The following is an 18,159-nucleotide window of genomic DNA, read 5'->3' on the forward strand; positions in this document are numbered from 1 at the left end:
AAAATGAACGTTCAACACGAAATTAATGTTTCATCGAGGTGTGATCGGCATGAGCAAGTCTAGGCAAGAATCTTCGTCTGTAGATGCGGAACGATACGAGGTGCATTATGACCACCAGGTTCGGAAATATCCGTCGCTTGATTGGGCGAGAGAGTTCGCGATGCGCGAATGTATGACAAAAGGGGTTGGCTTTGTCATTTGGGATAGCGAGCTGCAGGATGTTGTTATCGAGATTCAGCTCACTCCGAAGAAGATGGAGGATACGCTGGGACCATAACGTGCAATTAGAGAAATGGTTATTCATGCCATGCAGTGGGACTTTGATTCATAGACGTGAGCCGTGCAGGTCTACCAGAACATATTATATAGGTGATTCGAGCATGTAAGGATGAGCGGACACCATGTTAAAAATGATAAAAAAGCCGTCGGAGCATTCATGTTCAGCAGAGTATCTACCTTGCTGCTGGCTGCTCACGACGGCTTTTCGTTTCAACGGTCACGAAGCATCCCGTCGATTAATTGATTTGCTGCACTGTAATGCTCTTCATCAGCTCTTGCACCTGTGAAAGAGAAACCATTCCAGCAGCAGGCGTAAGTGCGTTGGCTGTGCCACAGGCTGCACCCAGCATCAACTGTTCCTCAGGGAGGAGCCCCCGCTTGTCGCCGACTACGACGCCAGCAATCATGGAGTCTCCGCTGCCGACTGTGTTCACGACTTCAACCTTAGGAATCGTGACGCGGTAAATACGGTTGTTCATGCCAGCAAGCGCACCGTGCTCGCCTAGAGAGACGACTACATTCTGCACGCCCTGCTTCATAACGGCGTCTATCGCTTCGAGGATCAATTCATCATCAGCTTGGTCGCGTCCCGTCAGCTTCAGCACCTCATGCTCGTTCGGTTTAATCAGCAGCGGACGTCCTTCTATTCCGCTGATTAAGGCATCGCCGCTTGTATCGAGAACAGGTATCGCTCCTTGCTCACGAATGATGTCCATGCAATCCCGATAGAAGGATGTCGGACATCCTTGCGGCAGACTGCCCGACATGACGACATGAGTCGAGCTGCTCGCAAGCTGAGCAATGGTGTGCTTCATCTGCGCCACATCTTCCTCAGTAAGCGTAGGTCCTGCCTCCAGCAGTTCTGTGACTGTTCCTGCGGTCGTATCGGTTATCGCCAGGCACAGTCTGGATTCTCCTTGTACAGCTACAAATTGATGAGGAATTCCTTCTTGATCAAGCGCAGCTTCAATGAACCTGCCATTATAGCCTGCAATAATGCCTGATGCCGTTACAGGTTCCTTCAAGGCATGAATGACGCGGGCAACATTAATTCCTTTTCCTCCAGCGAAGGCATACATCTCTTGAACACGATGCAGCTTATCAATGGAAAAGGCAGGGGTGATGTACGTCTTGTCTATGGCAGCGTTCATCGTTACGGTCGTGATCATATGATATCCTCCAGCTTTCAGTTAACAAATGCAGACCTTTGTATGGAGCATCCACTAGGACTTGTCAATGGATGCTCACAATAAAGCCCTCTATATTAAATTACACCAAGTGTGCCTTTCCGTCACAGCCCGCCATGCGGATCTTATCCATCGCTAGCGCTTTAACGGCTTCCTTAGCTGGCACCATGTATTTACGCGGATCATTCTCTTCTTTATTTGCATCAAATACAGCCTTGATCGCGTCAGAGAAAGCGATTCGAAGTTCTGTTGCGACATTCATCTTCGCCATACCGAGCTTCACACAGCGCTTAACTTGCTCTTCTGGAATGCCTGATCCGCCATGAAGCACGAGAGGAACGCTAACGAGACGAGCAATCTCTTCCAAACGGCCAAATGCAATGTTTGGCTCGCCCTTGTAGATGCCGTGTGCGGTACCGATAGCAGGCGCCAGAGTAGGCACGCCTGTCGCTTCAATAAAGCTCACGCATTCCTCGGGTACGGCGAGCTTTGCATCCTCGTCTTCGACGACAATATCATCTTCCACGCCGCCAACCTTGCCAAGCTCTGCTTCGATGTTCACGCCTGCGGCCATTGCTACCTTCACAACTTCCTTTGTTCTAGCAACATTCTCTTCATAAGGATACATCGATGCATCGATCATCACTGAGGTATAGCCTGCGCGAATGCACTTCACGATAAGTTCATAATCCGTACAGTGATCCAAGTGAAGCGCAATTGGGATAGAGGCTTGCTTCGCAGCCGTCTGTGCAGCAGCAACAATATATTCTGGACCAAGATGCTTAACGGTTCCGACGGTTGTTTGCAGGATAAGTGGTGCCTTCAGTTCTTCCGCGGCGTCTACAACCGCTTGCAGCATTTCCAACGTGTGTACGTTAAATGCGGTTACAGCGAATCCTTGCTCACGTGCAGTTTGCAGCATTGGTGTTGAGCTAATTAAGTGCCCCATAGTTGGTTCCTCCCACTACAATGATTGAAACGATCAAAATAATGATTTATAATTTCATTACTGTGATTATACGAGAGTTTCTTCCTTACTGTCAAACAGGAATACACCTGAATATGCAAGGTTTCGTGACAATCTTAGACACATCTTGCAATATTCGATCACGGTCGTTACAATGGCAGACGAGATGGCTATTTGGCTCAACAACAGAAGATTTTGAATAAATGGAGCAACGGAAACAAAAGGGCAGGATGTAAGGAAGAAGTGAAAGCGTTCGCCTTTGTTTGAATAATCGGCAACAGTTATAGAATAGGAGAGAATCAAGGATGAGCGAGAACCTATCCAAGGGCGAATTTCGTCGCCAGCAGCTCATGCAATGGCTGAAGCAGCACGGGCGGATATCCATTGCAGAGATTATTGAGAACTTCGATTGCTCGGAAGCAACCGCTAGACGGGATTTGGATTTGCTGGAGCGTAAAGGCGCTCTGATCCGTACGATTGGCGGTGCGCGCTATGATGGAGCGAGCCCCGTGAGGGAAATTCCGTTCCATGAGAAAAGCAAACTGCTGTGGCTGGAAAAGGAATCCATCGCCAAGCGTGCAGTCGAGTATATTGAAGAGGGCGACAGCATCTGCTTGACAGGTGGAACGACAACATTTTTGATTGCCAAGCAATTAAAAATGCGTCAAGGGATTACAGTTGTGACCAATGCGGTTAATATAGCTATGGAGCTATCTGATTCTGAAGGCATACAAGTCGTTGTGATCGGAGGCGTGATGCGGAACAACTCCTTCGAGCTATGCGGACCGCTGGCTGAACGAACCATTGAGCACCTGAATATTGAGAAGCTGTTCATGGGGATCGATGGGTTCAGCGTGACGAAGGGAATTACGACGTATTCCGAGCTCGAAGCACAAACCGCTCGCATGCTAATGCGGCAAGCTTCCTCTACGTATGCGGTATTTGACCATACGAAGGTAGGGAAGGCTTCACTGTTTACGGTTGCAGGACTTGATGAGCTTACGATGTGTATTACCGATCATCCGCTGCCGGAAGAAGCGGAGCTGGAGCTTAATCGGCTGGGTGTCGGATTATCCATCGTATAAGCAATTCCTGAATGAAATGGATGGACCATGCACATCTTAATGAGGATGGAAGGCTCTTATAGGAAGAGCCTTTAAGGATCATTAATATGGTATTTTTAAGCAGTGACCCGCATTGCTTGCATCCGTCTATTCAGCATGTTAGAATAATGATGAATTTTACGGCATATAGCGTGTTACTAGTACGACTAGGCATGAGCTAAAGCAGCTGTTCAAGGGGTGAACTGCAGCTATTAGCGCATGCCTTTTTTGTGTGCTTGAGTAGACTTGCTTGCAGGGTAGAGACCGTGAGTAACGGCGTTTATAACCATAATAGAGTGGATACTGTATCCACAAGGATTTTGGAGGAGGGCTTAATATGTTTGGTTTCGGTAAAAAGAAAAAAAATATTTCAGTAACAGTCCCAATGACAGGTAAAATCGTTCCTTTGGATCAAGTGCCAGATCCCGCATTCGCTCAAAAAATTATCGGTGATGGCGTAGCGATCGAGCCTGAGCAAGGTTCTTTGGTTGCTCCATTTGATGGCGAAGTCGTTCATTTGATTGATACGCTTCACTCTTTGGTTATCAAGCACGAGTCAGGCCTTGAAATATTGATTCATATTGGTGTGAATACTGTTTCATTGCAAGGCAAACCGTTTACTGCTTTTGTAAAGAGCGGAGATTCCTTCAAAAAAGGTGATAAGCTTATCGATTTCGATATCGCTGCAATCAAAGAAGCAGGTCTTCCTGTTATTACACCAATCGTTGTGGCTAACGGCGATATCGTGGGAAGCCTTAAGGTTCACGAAGGACAAGCAACAGCAGGTTCCGGTGAATTGATGGAAATTACGCTGAAATAATAAAAGACACGTTGAACCATATACGTTAATCAAACTACACGAAATGGGGAATGGAATCATGGAAAAGCAATTTACGATTAAAAACCCGCAAGGTATTCACGCTCGTCCGGCAGGCGCGATTATGAAGAAAGCAAACGAATTCACAAATGCTACGATCTCTCTTGAATTCAACGGCCGCAAAGTAAGCGCAAAAAGCATCACAGGCGTATTGACGCTTGGCATGAAAGCAGGAGACAACGTGAACGTTATTGCAGAAGGCGATCAAGCAGCTGAAGCGCTTGAAGCTGTAGGTGCAGTATTGGAATCGGTGCTCGACTAATATCGAGGCGCCTTTCAATGGCACGCGTGTAAAATGATCAAAATATAAGGAGTGGGGAAACCAATATGCAACTAAAAGGTATTGCTGCAGCGTCTGGATATGCGATTGGGCCGGCTTTTATCATGCAAGAGCAAGCTCAAGATGTCGAACGCAAAGTCATTGATGCTTCTCAGGTTGAAGCAGAAGTGTCGCGCCTCCAGAATGCGGTGAATCAGGCGATGGCAGAGCTTGAGAAGATCAAGGACGATACGGCGGCGAAATTAGGCGAGCACCATGCGGAGATTTTTGCAACTCATATTCTCGTGCTTCAGGATGAGGAGTTTATCGGGCAGGCACTTGAGAAGGTGCGCACGGAATCCGTAAATGCAGAATATGCGCTACATGAGGTAGCCCAGCAGCTCATCGATATCTTCAGCAGCATGGACAGTGAATATATGCGTGAACGTGCGGCGGACTTCCGCGATGTGAGCAAGCGTGTGCTAGCGGCATTGTCGGGTAAGCAGTCTGCGTCCTTGAACGACTTTGAATCGCCAGTTGTATTGTTTGCTCACGACCTGACACCATCCGATACAGCTCAGCTGGATCGCAGCAAGGTTGCAGGATTCGCGACAAATATTGGTGGACGCACCTCTCACTCCGCGATCATGGCTCGTTCCATGGAGATTCCAGCTGTTGTCGGCTTGAAGAACGGAACCAAGACTGTGAAGAACGGCGATATGATCATTCTTGACGGAGCTCAAGGCTTGATCATTGTTCACCCGGATCAGGAAACAATCGCCGTATACGAAGAGAAAAAGGCGAAGTTCGAGAAGCGCCAAGAGGAAATGAAGTTGTACAAAGATAAGCCAACAGTAACCGCTGACGGCCAGGCCGTAGAGCTTGTTGCAAACATCGGCAACCCGGAAGACGCTCTTGGTGCGCGCAACAACGGTGCAGAAGGTGTTGGATTGTTCCGTACAGAGTTCCTCTATATGGGACGCGACAACTTCCCATCTGAAGAAGAGCAGTATCAGGCGTATACAACGGTGGCGGAGACTTTGGGTAAAGAAAAGCCAGTTGTTATCCGTACGCTTGATATCGGCGGCGACAAGGAGCTTCCTTATCTGGAGCTGCCAAAGGAAATGAATCCATTCCTCGGCTACCGGGCGATTCGAATCTGCTTGGATCAAGTTGATCTGTTCAAGACACAGCTTCGTGCGATTCTTCGCGCAAGTGTGCATGGCAACATCAAGATGATGTATCCGATGATCGCAACTTTGGCTGAGCTTCGCCAAGCAAACGCCATTTTGGCTGAAACAAAGGCCGAGCTCGATCAAGAAGGCATTGCCTACAATAAAGAGATGGAAGTCGGCATGATGGTCGAGATTCCAGCTACAGCAATCATTGCTGACCAACTGGCAAAAGAAGTAGATTTCTTCTCGATTGGTACCAATGATTTGGTCCAATACACGATGGCTGCTGACCGCATGAATGAGAAGGTGTCCCACCTGACGCAACCATTCAATCCGGCTGTGCTTCGTTTGATCCGCATGGTTATCGATGCGGCTCATAAAGAAGGCAAGTGGGCTGGCATGTGCGGCGAAATGGCAGGCAATCTGACGGCCATTCCGATTCTGCTTGGCCTAGGACTGGATGAGTTCAGCATGAGTGCAAGCTCCGTACTTCCTGCACGTGTGTTGATCAGCCGCCTTAGCCGTGAAGAAATGAAAGATATTGCGGAGCAAGCCTTGACGTTGGAGCATGAAGACGAGATTCAACGCTTCGTTCAAGAGCGTGTAGAAGCAGTTAACCAACTGCTTGTGTAGATCCTGGAAAGTGAAGAAAGGCGAGTAAGGAAGAGTACAATCCTATTCCTTACTCGTTTTGTATGTTTTGTCAATGTTTCCATTTTTATCGATTAAAGGATATTTTGTAGATTGCGTATATTATTCGGAAAATATGATAAAAAATAGTTGACAGTTCATGTCGAATAAACTACAATAATCTTGTATCGTTGATCGTTAAGAAAACGGTTTCATAACTCCACTTTCTTGACCTTCTACATGAGAAAGGAGCTTTTCGTTGTCAAACGAACGTCGCTTGGAAATTGTACGCGCATTAAGTAATAATGTCGTATTAACGATCGATGTAGTGACGAACACTGAAACGATTCTCATGGGTAAGGGGATTGGATTCGGCGCTAAGCCTGGAGCAACGATTCAAGCAGATGATTCTCGCATTGAGAAGCGGTTCTCTCTGCAAGACAAGCAGCATCTGACACAGTATCAGACATTGCTTGAGCAGATCGATCCTGAGGTTATCATGGTGTCGGAAGAAATTATTTCAATGGTATCTGAACAATTGACACCTGATCTCAATGAGCATATTCATCTTGCACTTCCTAGTCATATTGAGTTTACTCTCTATCGATTGCGCAATCAGATCGCAATTGAGAATCCGTTCTTATTAGAGATAAGAACCTTGAATCCAGATGAGTTTAAGGTAGCGATTCAAGCCGCCAAGCTTATCGAACGAACCTTCAATGTGGAGGTTCCAGAAGAAGAGACAGGCTTTCTTACCATTCATATTCAATCCGCCGTAGCACACGTGCCTGTCGGCAACGTGGTTCAATTCAGCCACCTGCTGAAGGATCTTGTTGCACATATCGAATCACGAAGAGGCACCGAGATTCCAAAGGATAGCGTGGATTACGTTCGACTAATCACTCACTTACGGTTTGCAATTGAGCGAATACGCAAGGGTGAACATTCTCGAAACCCCTTTCGCGATAAGATGAAGGATATGGTCCCCTATGAATTTGGGGTCGCGAAGGAATGCGGAGATTTGATGGCAGAACGTTTAGGTGTTGACGTATCAGAAGATGAAGTCGCATACATAGCGATGCATCTATATCGTCTGTTCAGCAAGGACATAGATTAATATGACATCACAAGCGTGTTACTAGTACGACTAGGCATGAGCTTGGAAGATGGCTTAGACGAACATCTTGCACATTGGTGCAGCTGATGGATTCGTCTATCCACTTCTAGGCTCATGCTTTTTTGTTTCTATCATCCAAGCGATGATATCAGGCACAAGAATAGTTTTGTGGCCTTTTATCCATACTTTACTTATCTATAATTTAAGGAGGAACTTCCCATGTTAGCGTTCTTGCAAAAAATTGGCCGAGCTCTCATGCTCCCGGTCGCAACGCTTCCTGCAGCAGCCATTTTGCTACGCTTTGGTGCAATTGATTACGTCAAAGACTTCCATATGGGGGATACGGTTGGCGGATTCCTTAACCAATATGTTGCCCCGTTCCTGTTGGCAGGCGGGGATACGATCTTTGGCAACTTACCGCTGATCTTTGCCGTTGCCATTGCTATCGGTCTTGCGGGTGATGCGGTTGCCGCTCTAGCCGCAGTTATTGCTCATATCATTTTGATTAAGGTGCTTGCAACAGTACCTACTGCATTTGCTTTTATCCCAGACGATGTAAAGCTTGATATGGGTGTGCTTGGCGGTATCCTGGCGGGTGGACTTGCTGCCTTCATGTATAACCGCTTCCATGATATTAAGCTTCCTGACTGGCTTGGCTTCTTCGGCGGGAAACGCTTCGTTCCAATCGTAACGTCCGTGTCCATTATCGTAGTTGGTCTCTTGTTCGGTCTTATCTGGAGTCCAGTTCAAGATGCAATCGATGCTTTCGGTAACTGGGTTGTAGGCTTAGGCGCGATCGGCTCCGGCGGATTTATGGTCGCGAACCGCTTGCTCATTCCAACGGGTCTGCATCACATTTTGAACAACGTTGCTTGGTTCCAGATCGGTACATTTACAGATGCGGCTGGTGAGGTTGTGCGCGGTGATATCAACCGCTTCTTCGCAGGAGATCAGACTGCCGGCGCATTTATGACAGGTTTCTTCCCAATTATGATGTTCGCTTTGCCGGGTGCGGCGCTTGCCTTCATCCACACAGCGAGACCTGAAAGACGTAAAGCTGTTGCTGCGATCTTCATCGGGACAGCATTCGCTTCCTTCTTGACAGGTATTACGGAGCCAATCGAGTTCGCGTTCATGTTCGCAGCTCCAGTATTGTACGGTGTGCATGCTGTATTGTCCGGTTTGTCTGGGGTTATTACTTCCATGCTTGGCATTAAGCACGGATTCGGTTTCTCCGCTGGTTTCATTGACTATGCGCTGAACTATCCGCTTGCGACGAAGCCGCTCTTGATCATTCCAATCGGTATTGTATACTTCATCGTATACTACCTGTTGTTCAGATTCTTGATTATAAAACTGAATCTGAAGACACCTGGCCGTGAGGATATGACGGAAGAGTCCAAGACCGAAGCTGCTGCAAGCAGCAACAACTCCTTGTCCGAAAAGGCAACGAAGGTGCTTGAGTATATCGGTGGCGGAGACAACATCCTAGTTAACGAAGCTTGTATCACACGTCTTCGTCTTACGTTGAAAGATGATAAGGTCGTCAATGAAAGTGGCCTCAAATCCTTGGGTGCTGCCGGTGTGATGAAGCTTGGTTCGGGTAACGTTCAGATCGTATTTGGTACACAATCCGAGCTGTTGAAAGATGAAATTAAGAAGCAAATGAATAAATAATCATGTAGCTAACCGATCAATAGATCGTTGGGAAGATCATGATCAAAGAGCCTTTAGTACTCGAATGTTTCGATGACTAAAGGCTCTTTTTTAATCTATTTAATAGTACAGTGCTGCTTCTTGCGCTGCTTTTTCATACTAGCGTATTACTATGCATACATAAACGTAAGGGCGATGTTGTTATAGCCTTGTCAACGGTTCGTCATGATTCATTTTACATATGCCTATTTTGATCATTGAGTCTTAAGCACTAGTTGAATTATAATATGGGAAGAAATTCCTTTGTCAGAACGATTGTTCAGACGTAGGCTTCATCATCAGATTGGCAAGTACAGTCAGGGGGAGTCGGAACGATGCTAAAGTATCGAATCATCGTGTGGGGAAGTCTCATTTGTGCTGTACTATTTATTGGCTGCAGTTTGCTGCTTGATTTCAATGCTATTTGGCAGGTGCTGCTGAGCTGGCTGCTCGGTGGTGCGAGCATTACCATTGCGTTGTATTATACGGACAAATTGAATCGTGATCTGTAAAGAAAGAAGCGCCGCTTCTCCAGTATGTTGAAGAAGGACGCTTCTATTTTTTCGTAAATGGATATGGTGTTACATTTCAAGGGCTAGCCGTGATATTGATTGTAAATAAACGGTTGTCCCCAATATCCCCGAGCCTTACTTCGCCATGCGGCGGAAGCTTTCGTTAGATGCCTCGATCGTACGATCAATATCTTCATCGCTGTGAGCAGTTGTTAAGAACCAAGCCTCGAATCTAGATGGCGCCAAACAGATGCCTTGATCCAGCATATGACGGAAGTAAGCGCCGAACAGTTCTGCATCAGATCCCTGTGCCTCATCGTAGTTTGTTACTGGATGGCTGCAGAAGTGAGTTGAGAAGGCTCCGCGAATGCGATTGATCGTCATTGGAATGCCGTAGCGGTCAGCTCCTGCTTGAATACCCTCAACCAGTTTGATCGCCTGTGCTTCCATACGTTCGTAAAGGCCTGGCTCTTGAAGCACCTCTAGGCAAGCGATGCCTGCCGAGATGGATGCAGGGTTGCCGGCCATCGTACCTGCTTGATAGGCAGGGCCAAGCGGAGCTACCTGCTCCATCACATGCTTGCGGCCGCCATAAGCGCCGATCGGAAGGCCTCCGCCGATGATCTTGCCAAGAGCTGTAAGATCCGGCTCGATCGCAGCATGATCAGGGAACGCATGATACGTTTGTGTAGATCCATAATGGAAGCGGAACGCACTGATAACCTCATCGTAAATGACAAGTGCGCCGTATTCTCTTGTCAGCTTGCAAAGCCCCTCTAGGAAGCCTTCCTTAGGCATAACCATCCCGAAGTTGCCGACAATCGGCTCCACCATTACCGCAGCTACATCTTCTCCCCAGCGCTCAAGTGCTTCCTTCAAGCTGTCGAGATCGTTGAAAGGTACGGTAATGACTTCGTGTGCAATGCTTGTTGGAATGCCCGCACTGTCAGGTATGCCAAGTGTAGAAGGACCTGAGCCGGCAGCTACAAGCACAAGGTCGGAGTGGCCGTGATAGCAGCCAGCGAACTTGATGCGCTTCGTATATGCGCGAGCAACGCGAATCGTCGTCATCACGGCCTCGGTACCGGAGTTCACGAATCGTACTTTATCGAGGGACGGAATGGATTCTTTCAGCATGCGAGCGAGTTTAATCTCAAGCTCAGTCGGTGTGCCGTACAAGGTTCCGTTCTGTGCGGCACGAATAATCGCTTCCGTTACATGAGGATGTGCGTGTCCTGTAATAATTGGACCGTAAGCCGCCAAGTAATCTACATATTGATTGCCGTCCACGTCCCAGAAGTAAGCTCCTTTAGCACGCTCCATGAAGACTGGAGCGCCGCCGCCAACCGCCTTGAAAGAGCGCGAGGGGCTGTTTACGCCGCCTACAATATGGCTTAAGGCTTCTTCATATAATTTGCTGGAGCGTTCACGTGGTTGCATAGTCATGGTCTATCCATCTCCCTTATTGGTATCAAAATCAATCATTCACGCGATTAGGCTGCAGTTACGAAGATGGCGCCTAGTCGCGTGATAATAGGTGGTAAGTGTTTGAATCGCGGTCCTCACATCATTAGGGTGTGCTGGATGAGCTTTGAGGATCCTGGCTATCGTTCGTTGTCTCCTCTGCCTGATCCTGTTTGCCTTCCAGATAATCTTTAACGAAGCTGCGGAGGGCATCTTTATCGCTTACGCCAAGCACCGCTTCATTGTTGACTCTCATTTCCTGAAGCAGATCATTCGGGGGCAATTGCTGGCTCTTGCCAATCTTCACGTCCAAGCCAAGCATGCCGAGCTTAATCATGTCCTCAGGGGTCAGATTCGTTTCTATGTAAGGCGCCATCTTATTGATGAGATGGGGCAGCTGGATAAGAGACCAGGCTGTCTTCATCTTGTCGGCAACCGCACCGAGAAGCTTTCGCTGACGCTCTGTGCGCGCAAAGTCGGACAGGGCATCATAGCGGAAGCGAACATATTGGAGCGCTTTGTCGCCATCTAGAACCTGCAAGCCTTTTTTGAGATGAATATCGTATTCGTGATTGTCCGCCTTGCTTGTATAAGTCATATCCTTTTCAACGTCAATCTCCACGCCTCCCATCGCATCGATAAGCGCGATAAAGCCTCGGAAGTCCGTGTACATATAGTACTGAATATCAAGTCCCGTCCACTCGCTGAAGGTCTTCATCGCAAGATTGGGTCCGCCCTTCTGCAAAGCGGTATTGGCTCGATGCTGTCCTTCATCAGGAATGTCCACAATCGTATCCCGCATGATCGACATCAGGTGTGCGGTTTTGGTCAATGGATCAATGGAAGCAAGCATGATCGAGTCGGTACGCGGAATTTCATTCTCGCTGAAGCCGCGCGCGTCTGCGCCAAGAAGCAGGATATTAACCCTTTCTTGTCCTTCCCACTTGGGGGGAGGTGGTTCTTCCCTATGGGTCGAATCGGGATTATGGGGCGTAAGCTTTGTCGTTTCAGGCGGCTTGCTTAAGTTGTTCAAGCTGTCATACAGCCACCAGGCATAAGACCCCGTACCAATGACAAGAAGCAGCACGAGGGATAGCAGTATCATTTTCCATTTCTTACGTATCCACTTCATGAAGATCGATCCATCCTTTCTGCAGTCGGAGACGAAGAAGTAGGTCTAGGTTGCAGATCCGATGCGTTCATCGACGAGAATACAAGCAACGGACAAGCGGTCTGATTCATCTTAGGCTTGCCTCTATTCATTATATGTTGTTCATCTGGGCTTATCAACGAAACGTAAACTTGATGCTCATACGCCGCTCAACGGGGGAGAAACTTATAGTATAATGGAAGGCGGTCCGTTTAGCTGACATTTGGAATGGACGGATGAAAAGGGGGTTAACATCCAGATGAACGCAATAGAGGTAGAGAAGCTGCGCAAGACGTTCCGCGTGCAGCAGAACCGTGAAGGCTTGAAGGGTGCTTTTAAGGACTTGTTCAAGCGTGAATATAATGAAGTCATGGCTGTAAAGGATATTTCCTTTACGATTCCTCAGGGGGAAATCTGCGGGTATATCGGAGAGAATGGCGCGGGGAAATCAACCACCATTAAGATGCTTACGGGAATCCTCGTACCGACAGCCGGTTCATTGAAGGTCCAAGGCTATGTTCCGCATCAGGAACGGGAAGCCTTTGTTAAGCATATTGGTGTTGTATTTGGACAGCGAAGCCAGCTGTGGTGGGATATCGGAGTTATCGAATCCTTTCGTCTCCTGCGAAAGGTATACCGTGTTCCCGAGCAGGACTTTAACCGCCGCCTGAATGAGCTGGTAGAGCGGCTGAGCCTGCAGGAGCTCTTGAATCGCCCGGTAAGGAAGCTAAGCCTTGGACAGCGCATGCGCTGCGAGCTGGTAGCGGCGCTGCTGCACCAGCCGGAGGTCGTATTCTTGGACGAGCCTACGATCGGTCTTGATATTGTCGTCAAAACGGAGATTCGCGAGTTTCTGCTTCATATGAACCGAGAATATGGGACGACGATTCTGCTGACAACGCATGACCTGCAGGATATTGAAGCGCTCTGTTCCCGAGTGATAATGCTCGATGATGGCAATATTATCTATGACGGTGGCCTCGATACGCTTAAATCCACTTGGGGCAAGGGGCGCGAGGTTCGCTTGCAATTCGCAAAGCCAATGGAGCTCCATGCGCTGCATCAATTAACAGCAGGCCTTCCTGTTACTTGGGAGGCAGCATCTCGGATGGAAGCCAGCGTCTATGTGCCAAATGAGCTTAATGTCTCGGATGTGATTGGCTTGATTGTTGGCCAAGCAGCGATCTCGGATTTGAGCATTCATGAGACTAATACCGATGACATTGTCCGTGAGATCTACAAGACGGGTTCGGCAAGCGCGCCTGCGATCGAAATGCTTCAGAAGAGTGCGGAAGTGGAGCAGAATTCCAGTGCGCATAGCCGAGGCGGACAGCTTCATGAAAGTGCTCCTGCACAGAATGAGAAGCATATTCAAGAGAAGCGGCAAGCAGAGGAGGACGCTAGGGAACTGGCTGCCGTAAGCGGCGGAAGAGAGAAGTCGGAGGGGAAGTCCGATGAATAGCGCGTATTTGGAGCTGATTCGAATCCGCTTTTTGACGATGCTCGCCTATCGCGTCAATTATTACTCCGGCATTCTGATCTATACGCTGAATATCGGCGTGTACTACTTTACGTGGCAGGCCATCTATGGGGGCCAAGGGACGCTCGCGGGCTTTACAGCGGATCAGATGACGACATACATTGCGGTATCATGGATGGCGCGAGCCTTTTACTTTAACAACCTGGATCGTGAGATCGCAAATGAAATTCGCGACGGCAGCGTCGCCATTCAATTCATTCGGCCTTACAACTATATTATGGTCAAAATGATGCAGGGGCTTGGTGAAGGCTGTTTTCGCCTTCTGCTTTTCATGACACCAGGCCTTGTTATCGCCTGTATTCTATTTCCGGTACAGCTGCCAACAGAGCCGAGGCTGTGGCTGATCTTCGCATGGATGCTCTTCATGAGCTTTTTGATTAATACCCAGATCAATATCATTACAGGCCTCAGTGCCTTCTTCGTGGAAAATAACGAAGGCATGATGCGCATGAAGCGAGTGGTTGTCGATTTATTCTCAGGCGTTATCGTTCCGATCTCGTTCTTTCCCGGCTGGCTGATTACGCTTAATGAATGGCTGCCGTTTCAGGCCATTACGTATCTGCCGAGCTCCGTCTTTACAGGACGCGTGCCTCAGGATGAGATACTGGGCGTGCTTGGCGTTCAGCTGATCTGGCTCGTCGTCTTATCGATTCCGATCGTGTGGCTGTGGCGCAAGGCGAGGCTGCGGCTCTTTGTGCAAGGAGGGTAACGGGAATGTACTATGCTGGACTAGTATCTGAATATTTGAAAAATTACGCGAAGACCCGTCTGACGTACCGAGCCGATTTTTGGGTTGAGGTGCTTTCTGATCTGTTGTTTCAAGCAACGAATCTGATTTTTATCTTCGTCGTCTTTATGCATACGCCAACGCTTGCAGGCTGGACGAGAGATGAAATGGTATTTGTATATGGCTATTTTATGATTCCATATGGCATCTTCAGCTGCTTCTTCAACTTATGGAACTTTAGCGAGAGATATATCGTGAAGGGCGAGATGGACCGTGTGCTGACACGCCCTGCGCACAGCCTGTTTCAGGTGCTGCTTGAAAATGTGGATCCGCCGTCTCTCATTGGTTCCTTCGTTGGAGCGCTTCTCATGATGGTGACGGGAATCAATCTAGGTCTAAGCATACATGTAGTGGACATGATGGTGATGCTGGTTCTTGTTGCAGGCTCCGTGCTGATTTACTTCGGCATCTATACGGCGCTAACGTCCATCTCGTTCTATTCGGATGCGCCAACGGGCATTCTGCCCTTAGTGTGGAATATCCAAAGCTACGGCCGCTACCCGATGACGATCTACAATCGATTTATTCAAGTGCTGTTGACCTGGATTCTTCCGTTTGCCTTTGTAGGAATAGTACCTGCTGCTTATTTTATGGAAGGGAAGGGTATGCAGCAGATGGCGCTTCTGACGCCGCTCGTTGGTCTGATTACCTTCTTTATCGGGATTACGTTGTGGAATATTGGGGTAAAAAGGTATCGTGGCGCAGGCTCTTAAGCGGACGTGTCACACAGCAGCAATTGCAGGAATATTTGTCCTTGCAGTGCGACAGGAAGAGGATTACTCATTTCGTCTATACACGACGAATCATAGAGGTCGTGTATTCACGCATGTAATTGGCATTGATCATGACATTCAATAAAGACTAGAGGTGCATAGTAATGACACAGCAAGTTGAAGTTGGACAAGCAGTGCCTGACTTTACATTGCCAGGCTCGAATGGGGAGCAGGTAAGCTTAAGTCAGTTCCGCGGGCAGAAGGTCGTGATTTACTTTTATCCAAAAGATATGACGCCTGGTTGCACACAGGAGGCTTGTGACTTTAGAGATTATCATGGGGACTTTGCGAAGCATAACACGGTCGTGCTCGGCATCAGTCCTGATGATTTGAAGCGACATGGCAAGTTTATTGTGAAGCACGAGCTTCCATTTACACTGCTGTCGGATACCGAACATGAGGTTGCCGACCTGTTCGGCGTATGGCAGCTGAAGAAGATGTATGGACGTGAATTCTACGGCATCGTTCGCTCTACCTTCCTCATCGATGAGCAAGGAATGCTTGCTCATGCATGGCGTAGCGTAAAGGTTAAGGGACATACAGACGAGGTTCTTGCCGCAGTGAAAGGCGAATAATGGACTGCGCGCCTTTTAAGATACGAGGAGTACTCTCAAGTGGTGAAGGATTATGATTTGTACTCATTCAACATTTCCCCTGCTTACATCGCGTTAGCTGCTATTATACAGAACGGGCCTTTCAAAGAGGACAGCCGCACTGTTACAACGCCATAGCCTGGCATACTTTATCAATAGATAGATTTTGTTGATAATGGTATACATTCAAAGATTGAATAGGGTGGTGTATACGATGGCAGCTAAAGTCGTGATGTGGGATCCAGGACATGGAGGGACTGATTCAGGCGCGGTAGGGAACGGACTCCAGGAAAAGGACATCGTGCTTCGCATTGCTTTAGAAGCTTCACGCCGATTGATGGCCGAGTATGAAGGTGTCACCAGTCTATTGACAAGATCGACTGATGTATTCATTGAGCTTCAGGCCCGTACAGATATGGCGAATAAGGCGAATGCAGACCTATTCATCTCGATTCATTGCAACTCAGGCGGAGGCGCAGGAGGCTTCGAATCCTATACGTATATCGGCACATCGAATAAGACTACGGCGGACCTGCAGCAGGCGGTGCATAGTGAGATTATAACACGACTCAAGCCCTTTGCCGTTCAGGACCGTGGTCAGAAAAAGGCCAATTTCCATGTGCTGCGTGAAACGAGCATGCCGGCTCTTCTTACGGAGAACCTGTTCGTTGATGTCGCCTCAGATGCGGCGAAGCTTAACAATCCCGATGTAATCGTGGCTATTGTTAGCGGCCATGTTGCCGGTGTAGCAACGGTGTTGGGCCTTCAGAAGAAGCCCGTTGATCCGAATGCGGTGACCATTGCCGTTAATGGTCAGTTCGTCTCGCCAGGCATCAATATGAATGGAACGACTTATGCACCGGTGAGGGCTGTCGCGGAGGCGTTAGGAGCAACCGTCAACTGGAATCAGGATCTGAAGCGAGTCGATATCCGGACGCCTTAGATGATTGATCTAGAGTCAGGGGTGCTTACTATGGGTCAGGGCTCTATACAGCTAGTTTGACATTTTAAGATGAAAAGGGTGAGGCACATGTGCCTCACCCTTTTTGACTATTTACCATTCATCCACTAATCCTGCGGGACCATGTCGCTTTGTCTTCCTGCATAATACGGCTCGCCTGGATCAAGATCAATGACAACACGCTGCGGTGCCGCCAGTGCATATTGATGCTCACAGCGCCAGCGCATGTCTTCGGTGAAGCCGATCGTTTCGCCATCTGCGATAATATCTCCCTGGTTGAACACATAATAAGCGATATTGCCGAGGTTGTCGGCCACTTCAGACGGGTCTAGCTCATAAAAGTGACACTGAATATCTGGAATGCCAAGCGCTGCGAGTCCAAGAGTATCCATCAGGCCTTCTGAACGGCTACCTTCTGGACGCTCGACATTGTAGAAGCGCACATTCATTGCGCCGTATAGCAGAGCACCTTCCTCAATCGCTGCCAAGTAAGCATTCGGCTCTACGAGCTTGTCGCTTTGTCGGAAATAGATTGCATCGCAAGGCGCAGCTTCCAGTACAGCCTTCAGAGCATTTGTGAACAGCTGCAAGCGCACTTGAGGAGTGAGTCCGGATGCCATCATATCCACAAGCAGCAGGGAATGGCTGCATGCACTGACGGTTTGCGCAGCTTCCTGCCAATGCCATGCTTGCTCAATCGCTGTTCGATACTCCTCGATTGGGCGGCTCTCGACCTTCATGAGGCTCGTTTGTGCCGGCATCTCTCCTTCTTGATACTGCAGCATATAATTGAGATGAAAGAAGTGCAGCATCTGCTCTTTGCTTTCCTCATTCGCTTCCCACACGGCGAGTCTTGCACTTTCAGGTGCTTCCTGATCGGGACGCTCCGTATGCCCTGTGTATTGCTCCATACGCTCATAGAGCAGCTTCAGATCCAGCTTAGGCGGCTGCTTGTATTTCAATTCAACAGAATAAACTCTAGCAAATCCATAGGAGGACTCGTCCAATTCCTCTTCAGTATGCGTCATTTGAATGCTCCTCTCTTGTTCCTATGAATGAGTATTACATAATAGAATGGCATGGAAATTAT

Annotated in this window: 18 protein-coding genes; 13 read left to right on the top strand and 5 right to left on the bottom strand. The window is 48.3% G+C overall.

Annotated elements, in window-relative coordinates; genetic code table 11:
* The first annotated feature begins 49 nt into the window (after positions 1-49).
* A complete protein-coding gene (locus I2H74_RS21275) occupies positions 50-277 on the top strand; it encodes a hypothetical protein (RefSeq protein ID WP_195576257.1) in 228 nt (75 codons plus the stop codon).
* A 238-nt stretch (positions 278-515) separates the two neighbouring features.
* Here the strand turns inward: I2H74_RS21275 and pfkB are convergent, their stop codons facing one another.
* Positions 516-1,448, bottom strand: a complete 933-nt coding sequence (gene pfkB / locus I2H74_RS21280; RefSeq protein ID WP_195576258.1) for a 1-phosphofructokinase — start codon at positions 1,446-1,448, stop codon at positions 516-518.
* A gap of 100 nt (positions 1,449-1,548) precedes the next feature.
* Positions 1,549-2,415, bottom strand: a complete 867-nt coding sequence (locus I2H74_RS21285; RefSeq protein WP_195576259.1) for a class II fructose-bisphosphate aldolase — start codon at positions 2,413-2,415, stop codon at positions 1,549-1,551.
* Between the two features lie 323 nt (positions 2,416-2,738).
* Here I2H74_RS21285 and I2H74_RS21290 point away from each other — a divergent pair, with 323 nt between their 5' ends.
* The 7 genes from I2H74_RS21290 to I2H74_RS21320 all read left to right on the top strand — a co-directional run bounded on the left by I2H74_RS21290 (position 2,739) and on the right by I2H74_RS21320 (position 9,801).
* Positions 2,739-3,518, top strand: a complete 780-nt coding sequence (locus I2H74_RS21290) for a DeoR/GlpR family DNA-binding transcription regulator (protein ID WP_195576260.1) — start codon at positions 2,739-2,741, stop codon at positions 3,516-3,518.
* A gap of 355 nt (positions 3,519-3,873) precedes the next feature.
* Entirely contained in the window at positions 3,874-4,356 is a 483-nt protein-coding gene (locus tag I2H74_RS21295) for a PTS sugar transporter subunit IIA (RefSeq protein WP_195576261.1), read from the top strand.
* A 58-nt stretch (positions 4,357-4,414) separates the two neighbouring features.
* Positions 4,415-4,675 carry an HPr family phosphocarrier protein gene (locus tag I2H74_RS21300; RefSeq protein ID WP_195576262.1) on the top strand — a complete coding sequence of 87 codons (261 nt, stop codon included), beginning with the start codon at positions 4,415-4,417 and terminating at the stop codon, positions 4,673-4,675.
* Positions 4,676-4,740: 65 nt separating this feature from the next.
* Positions 4,741-6,480: a phosphoenolpyruvate--protein phosphotransferase gene (gene ptsP, locus I2H74_RS21305; protein ID WP_195576263.1), complete on the top strand. Its 1,740-nt coding sequence runs from the start codon at positions 4,741-4,743 to the stop codon at positions 6,478-6,480.
* A gap of 256 nt (positions 6,481-6,736) precedes the next feature.
* Positions 6,737-7,594: a BglG family transcription antiterminator gene (locus tag I2H74_RS21310; RefSeq protein ID WP_195576264.1), complete on the top strand. Its 858-nt coding sequence runs from the start codon at positions 6,737-6,739 to the stop codon at positions 7,592-7,594.
* Positions 7,595-7,813: 219 nt separating this feature from the next.
* Positions 7,814-9,271, top strand: coding sequence for an N-acetylglucosamine-specific PTS transporter subunit IIBC (gene nagE, locus I2H74_RS21315; protein ID WP_195576265.1), 1,458 nt, complete (start codon positions 7,814-7,816; stop codon positions 9,269-9,271).
* Between the two features lie 353 nt (positions 9,272-9,624).
* Complete coding sequence (locus I2H74_RS21320) at positions 9,625-9,801, top strand: hypothetical protein (protein ID WP_195576266.1); 177 nt, start codon at positions 9,625-9,627, stop codon at positions 9,799-9,801.
* A gap of 135 nt (positions 9,802-9,936) precedes the next feature.
* Here I2H74_RS21320 and I2H74_RS21325 read toward each other — a convergent pair whose 3' ends face one another.
* Positions 9,937-11,247 carry a glutamate-1-semialdehyde 2,1-aminomutase gene (locus I2H74_RS21325; RefSeq protein WP_324254129.1) on the bottom strand — a complete coding sequence of 437 codons (1,311 nt, stop codon included), beginning with the start codon at positions 11,245-11,247 and terminating at the stop codon, positions 9,937-9,939.
* 124 nt (positions 11,248-11,371) lie between these two features.
* Positions 11,372-12,397, bottom strand: coding sequence for an LCP family protein (locus I2H74_RS21330; protein ID WP_229106920.1), 1,026 nt, complete (start codon positions 12,395-12,397; stop codon positions 11,372-11,374).
* A gap of 277 nt (positions 12,398-12,674) precedes the next feature.
* Between I2H74_RS21330 and I2H74_RS21335 the strand changes: the two genes are divergently transcribed.
* The 5 genes from I2H74_RS21335 to I2H74_RS21355 all read left to right on the top strand — a co-directional run bounded on the left by I2H74_RS21335 (position 12,675) and on the right by I2H74_RS21355 (position 17,051).
* Positions 12,675-13,877: an ABC transporter ATP-binding protein gene (locus I2H74_RS21335; RefSeq protein WP_195576267.1), complete on the top strand. Its 1,203-nt coding sequence runs from the start codon at positions 12,675-12,677 to the stop codon at positions 13,875-13,877.
* Positions 13,870-14,664, top strand: a complete 795-nt coding sequence (locus tag I2H74_RS21340; protein WP_195576268.1) for an ABC transporter permease — start codon at positions 13,870-13,872, stop codon at positions 14,662-14,664. The genes I2H74_RS21335 and I2H74_RS21340 overlap by 8 nt, the downstream gene beginning before the upstream one ends.
* A gap of 5 nt (positions 14,665-14,669) precedes the next feature.
* Complete coding sequence (locus tag I2H74_RS21345) at positions 14,670-15,455, top strand: ABC transporter permease (RefSeq protein ID WP_195576269.1); 786 nt, start codon at positions 14,670-14,672, stop codon at positions 15,453-15,455.
* A 164-nt stretch (positions 15,456-15,619) separates the two neighbouring features.
* Positions 15,620-16,090 (top strand): thioredoxin-dependent thiol peroxidase, encoded by a 471-nt coding sequence (gene bcp / locus I2H74_RS21350; protein ID WP_195576270.1) that lies wholly within the window; start codon positions 15,620-15,622, stop codon positions 16,088-16,090.
* A gap of 232 nt (positions 16,091-16,322) precedes the next feature.
* Entirely contained in the window at positions 16,323-17,051 is a 729-nt protein-coding gene (locus I2H74_RS21355; protein WP_195576271.1) for an N-acetylmuramoyl-L-alanine amidase, read from the top strand.
* Positions 17,052-17,176: 125 nt separating this feature from the next.
* Here I2H74_RS21355 and I2H74_RS21360 read toward each other — a convergent pair whose 3' ends face one another.
* Positions 17,177-18,097, bottom strand: coding sequence for a DUF4261 domain-containing protein (locus tag I2H74_RS21360; RefSeq protein ID WP_195576272.1), 921 nt, complete (start codon positions 18,095-18,097; stop codon positions 17,177-17,179).
* Positions 18,098-18,159 lie beyond the last annotated feature (62 nt).

The sequence above is a fragment of the Paenibacillus sp. 1001270B_150601_E10 genome (genome assembly GCF_015558675.1).
Taxonomy (GTDB): domain Bacteria; phylum Bacillota; class Bacilli; order Paenibacillales; family Paenibacillaceae; genus Paenibacillus_B.

Bases quoted from the DNA above. Each gene is read 5' to 3' on its own strand.
- I2H74_RS21275 (WP_195576257.1), top strand. From the start codon at position 50: ATGAGCAAGTCTAGGCAAGAATCTTCGTCTGTAGATGCGGAACGATAC.
- pfkB (WP_195576258.1), bottom strand. From the start codon at position 1,448: ATGATCACGACCGTAACGATGAACGCTGCCATAGACAAGACGTACATC.
- I2H74_RS21285 (WP_195576259.1), bottom strand. From the start codon at position 2,415: ATGGGGCACTTAATTAGCTCAACACCAATGCTGCAAACTGCACGTGAG.
- I2H74_RS21290 (WP_195576260.1), top strand. From the start codon at position 2,739: ATGAGCGAGAACCTATCCAAGGGCGAATTTCGTCGCCAGCAGCTCATG.
- I2H74_RS21295 (WP_195576261.1), top strand. From the start codon at position 3,874: ATGTTTGGTTTCGGTAAAAAGAAAAAAAATATTTCAGTAACAGTCCCA.
- I2H74_RS21300 (WP_195576262.1), top strand. From the start codon at position 4,415: ATGGAAAAGCAATTTACGATTAAAAACCCGCAAGGTATTCACGCTCGT.
- ptsP (WP_195576263.1), top strand. From the start codon at position 4,741: ATGCAACTAAAAGGTATTGCTGCAGCGTCTGGATATGCGATTGGGCCG.
- nagE (WP_195576265.1), top strand. From the start codon at position 7,814: ATGTTAGCGTTCTTGCAAAAAATTGGCCGAGCTCTCATGCTCCCGGTC.
- I2H74_RS21320 (WP_195576266.1), top strand. From the start codon at position 9,625: ATGCTAAAGTATCGAATCATCGTGTGGGGAAGTCTCATTTGTGCTGTA.
- I2H74_RS21325 (WP_324254129.1), bottom strand. From the start codon at position 11,247: ATGACTATGCAACCACGTGAACGCTCCAGCAAATTATATGAAGAAGCC.
- I2H74_RS21330 (WP_229106920.1), bottom strand. From the start codon at position 12,397: ATGAAGTGGATACGTAAGAAATGGAAAATGATACTGCTATCCCTCGTG.
- I2H74_RS21335 (WP_195576267.1), top strand. From the start codon at position 12,675: ATGAACGCAATAGAGGTAGAGAAGCTGCGCAAGACGTTCCGCGTGCAG.
- I2H74_RS21340 (WP_195576268.1), top strand. From the start codon at position 13,870: ATGAATAGCGCGTATTTGGAGCTGATTCGAATCCGCTTTTTGACGATG.
- I2H74_RS21345 (WP_195576269.1), top strand. From the start codon at position 14,670: ATGTACTATGCTGGACTAGTATCTGAATATTTGAAAAATTACGCGAAG.
- bcp (WP_195576270.1), top strand. From the start codon at position 15,620: ATGACACAGCAAGTTGAAGTTGGACAAGCAGTGCCTGACTTTACATTG.
- I2H74_RS21355 (WP_195576271.1), top strand. From the start codon at position 16,323: ATGGCAGCTAAAGTCGTGATGTGGGATCCAGGACATGGAGGGACTGAT.
- I2H74_RS21360 (WP_195576272.1), bottom strand. From the start codon at position 18,097: ATGACGCATACTGAAGAGGAATTGGACGAGTCCTCCTATGGATTTGCT.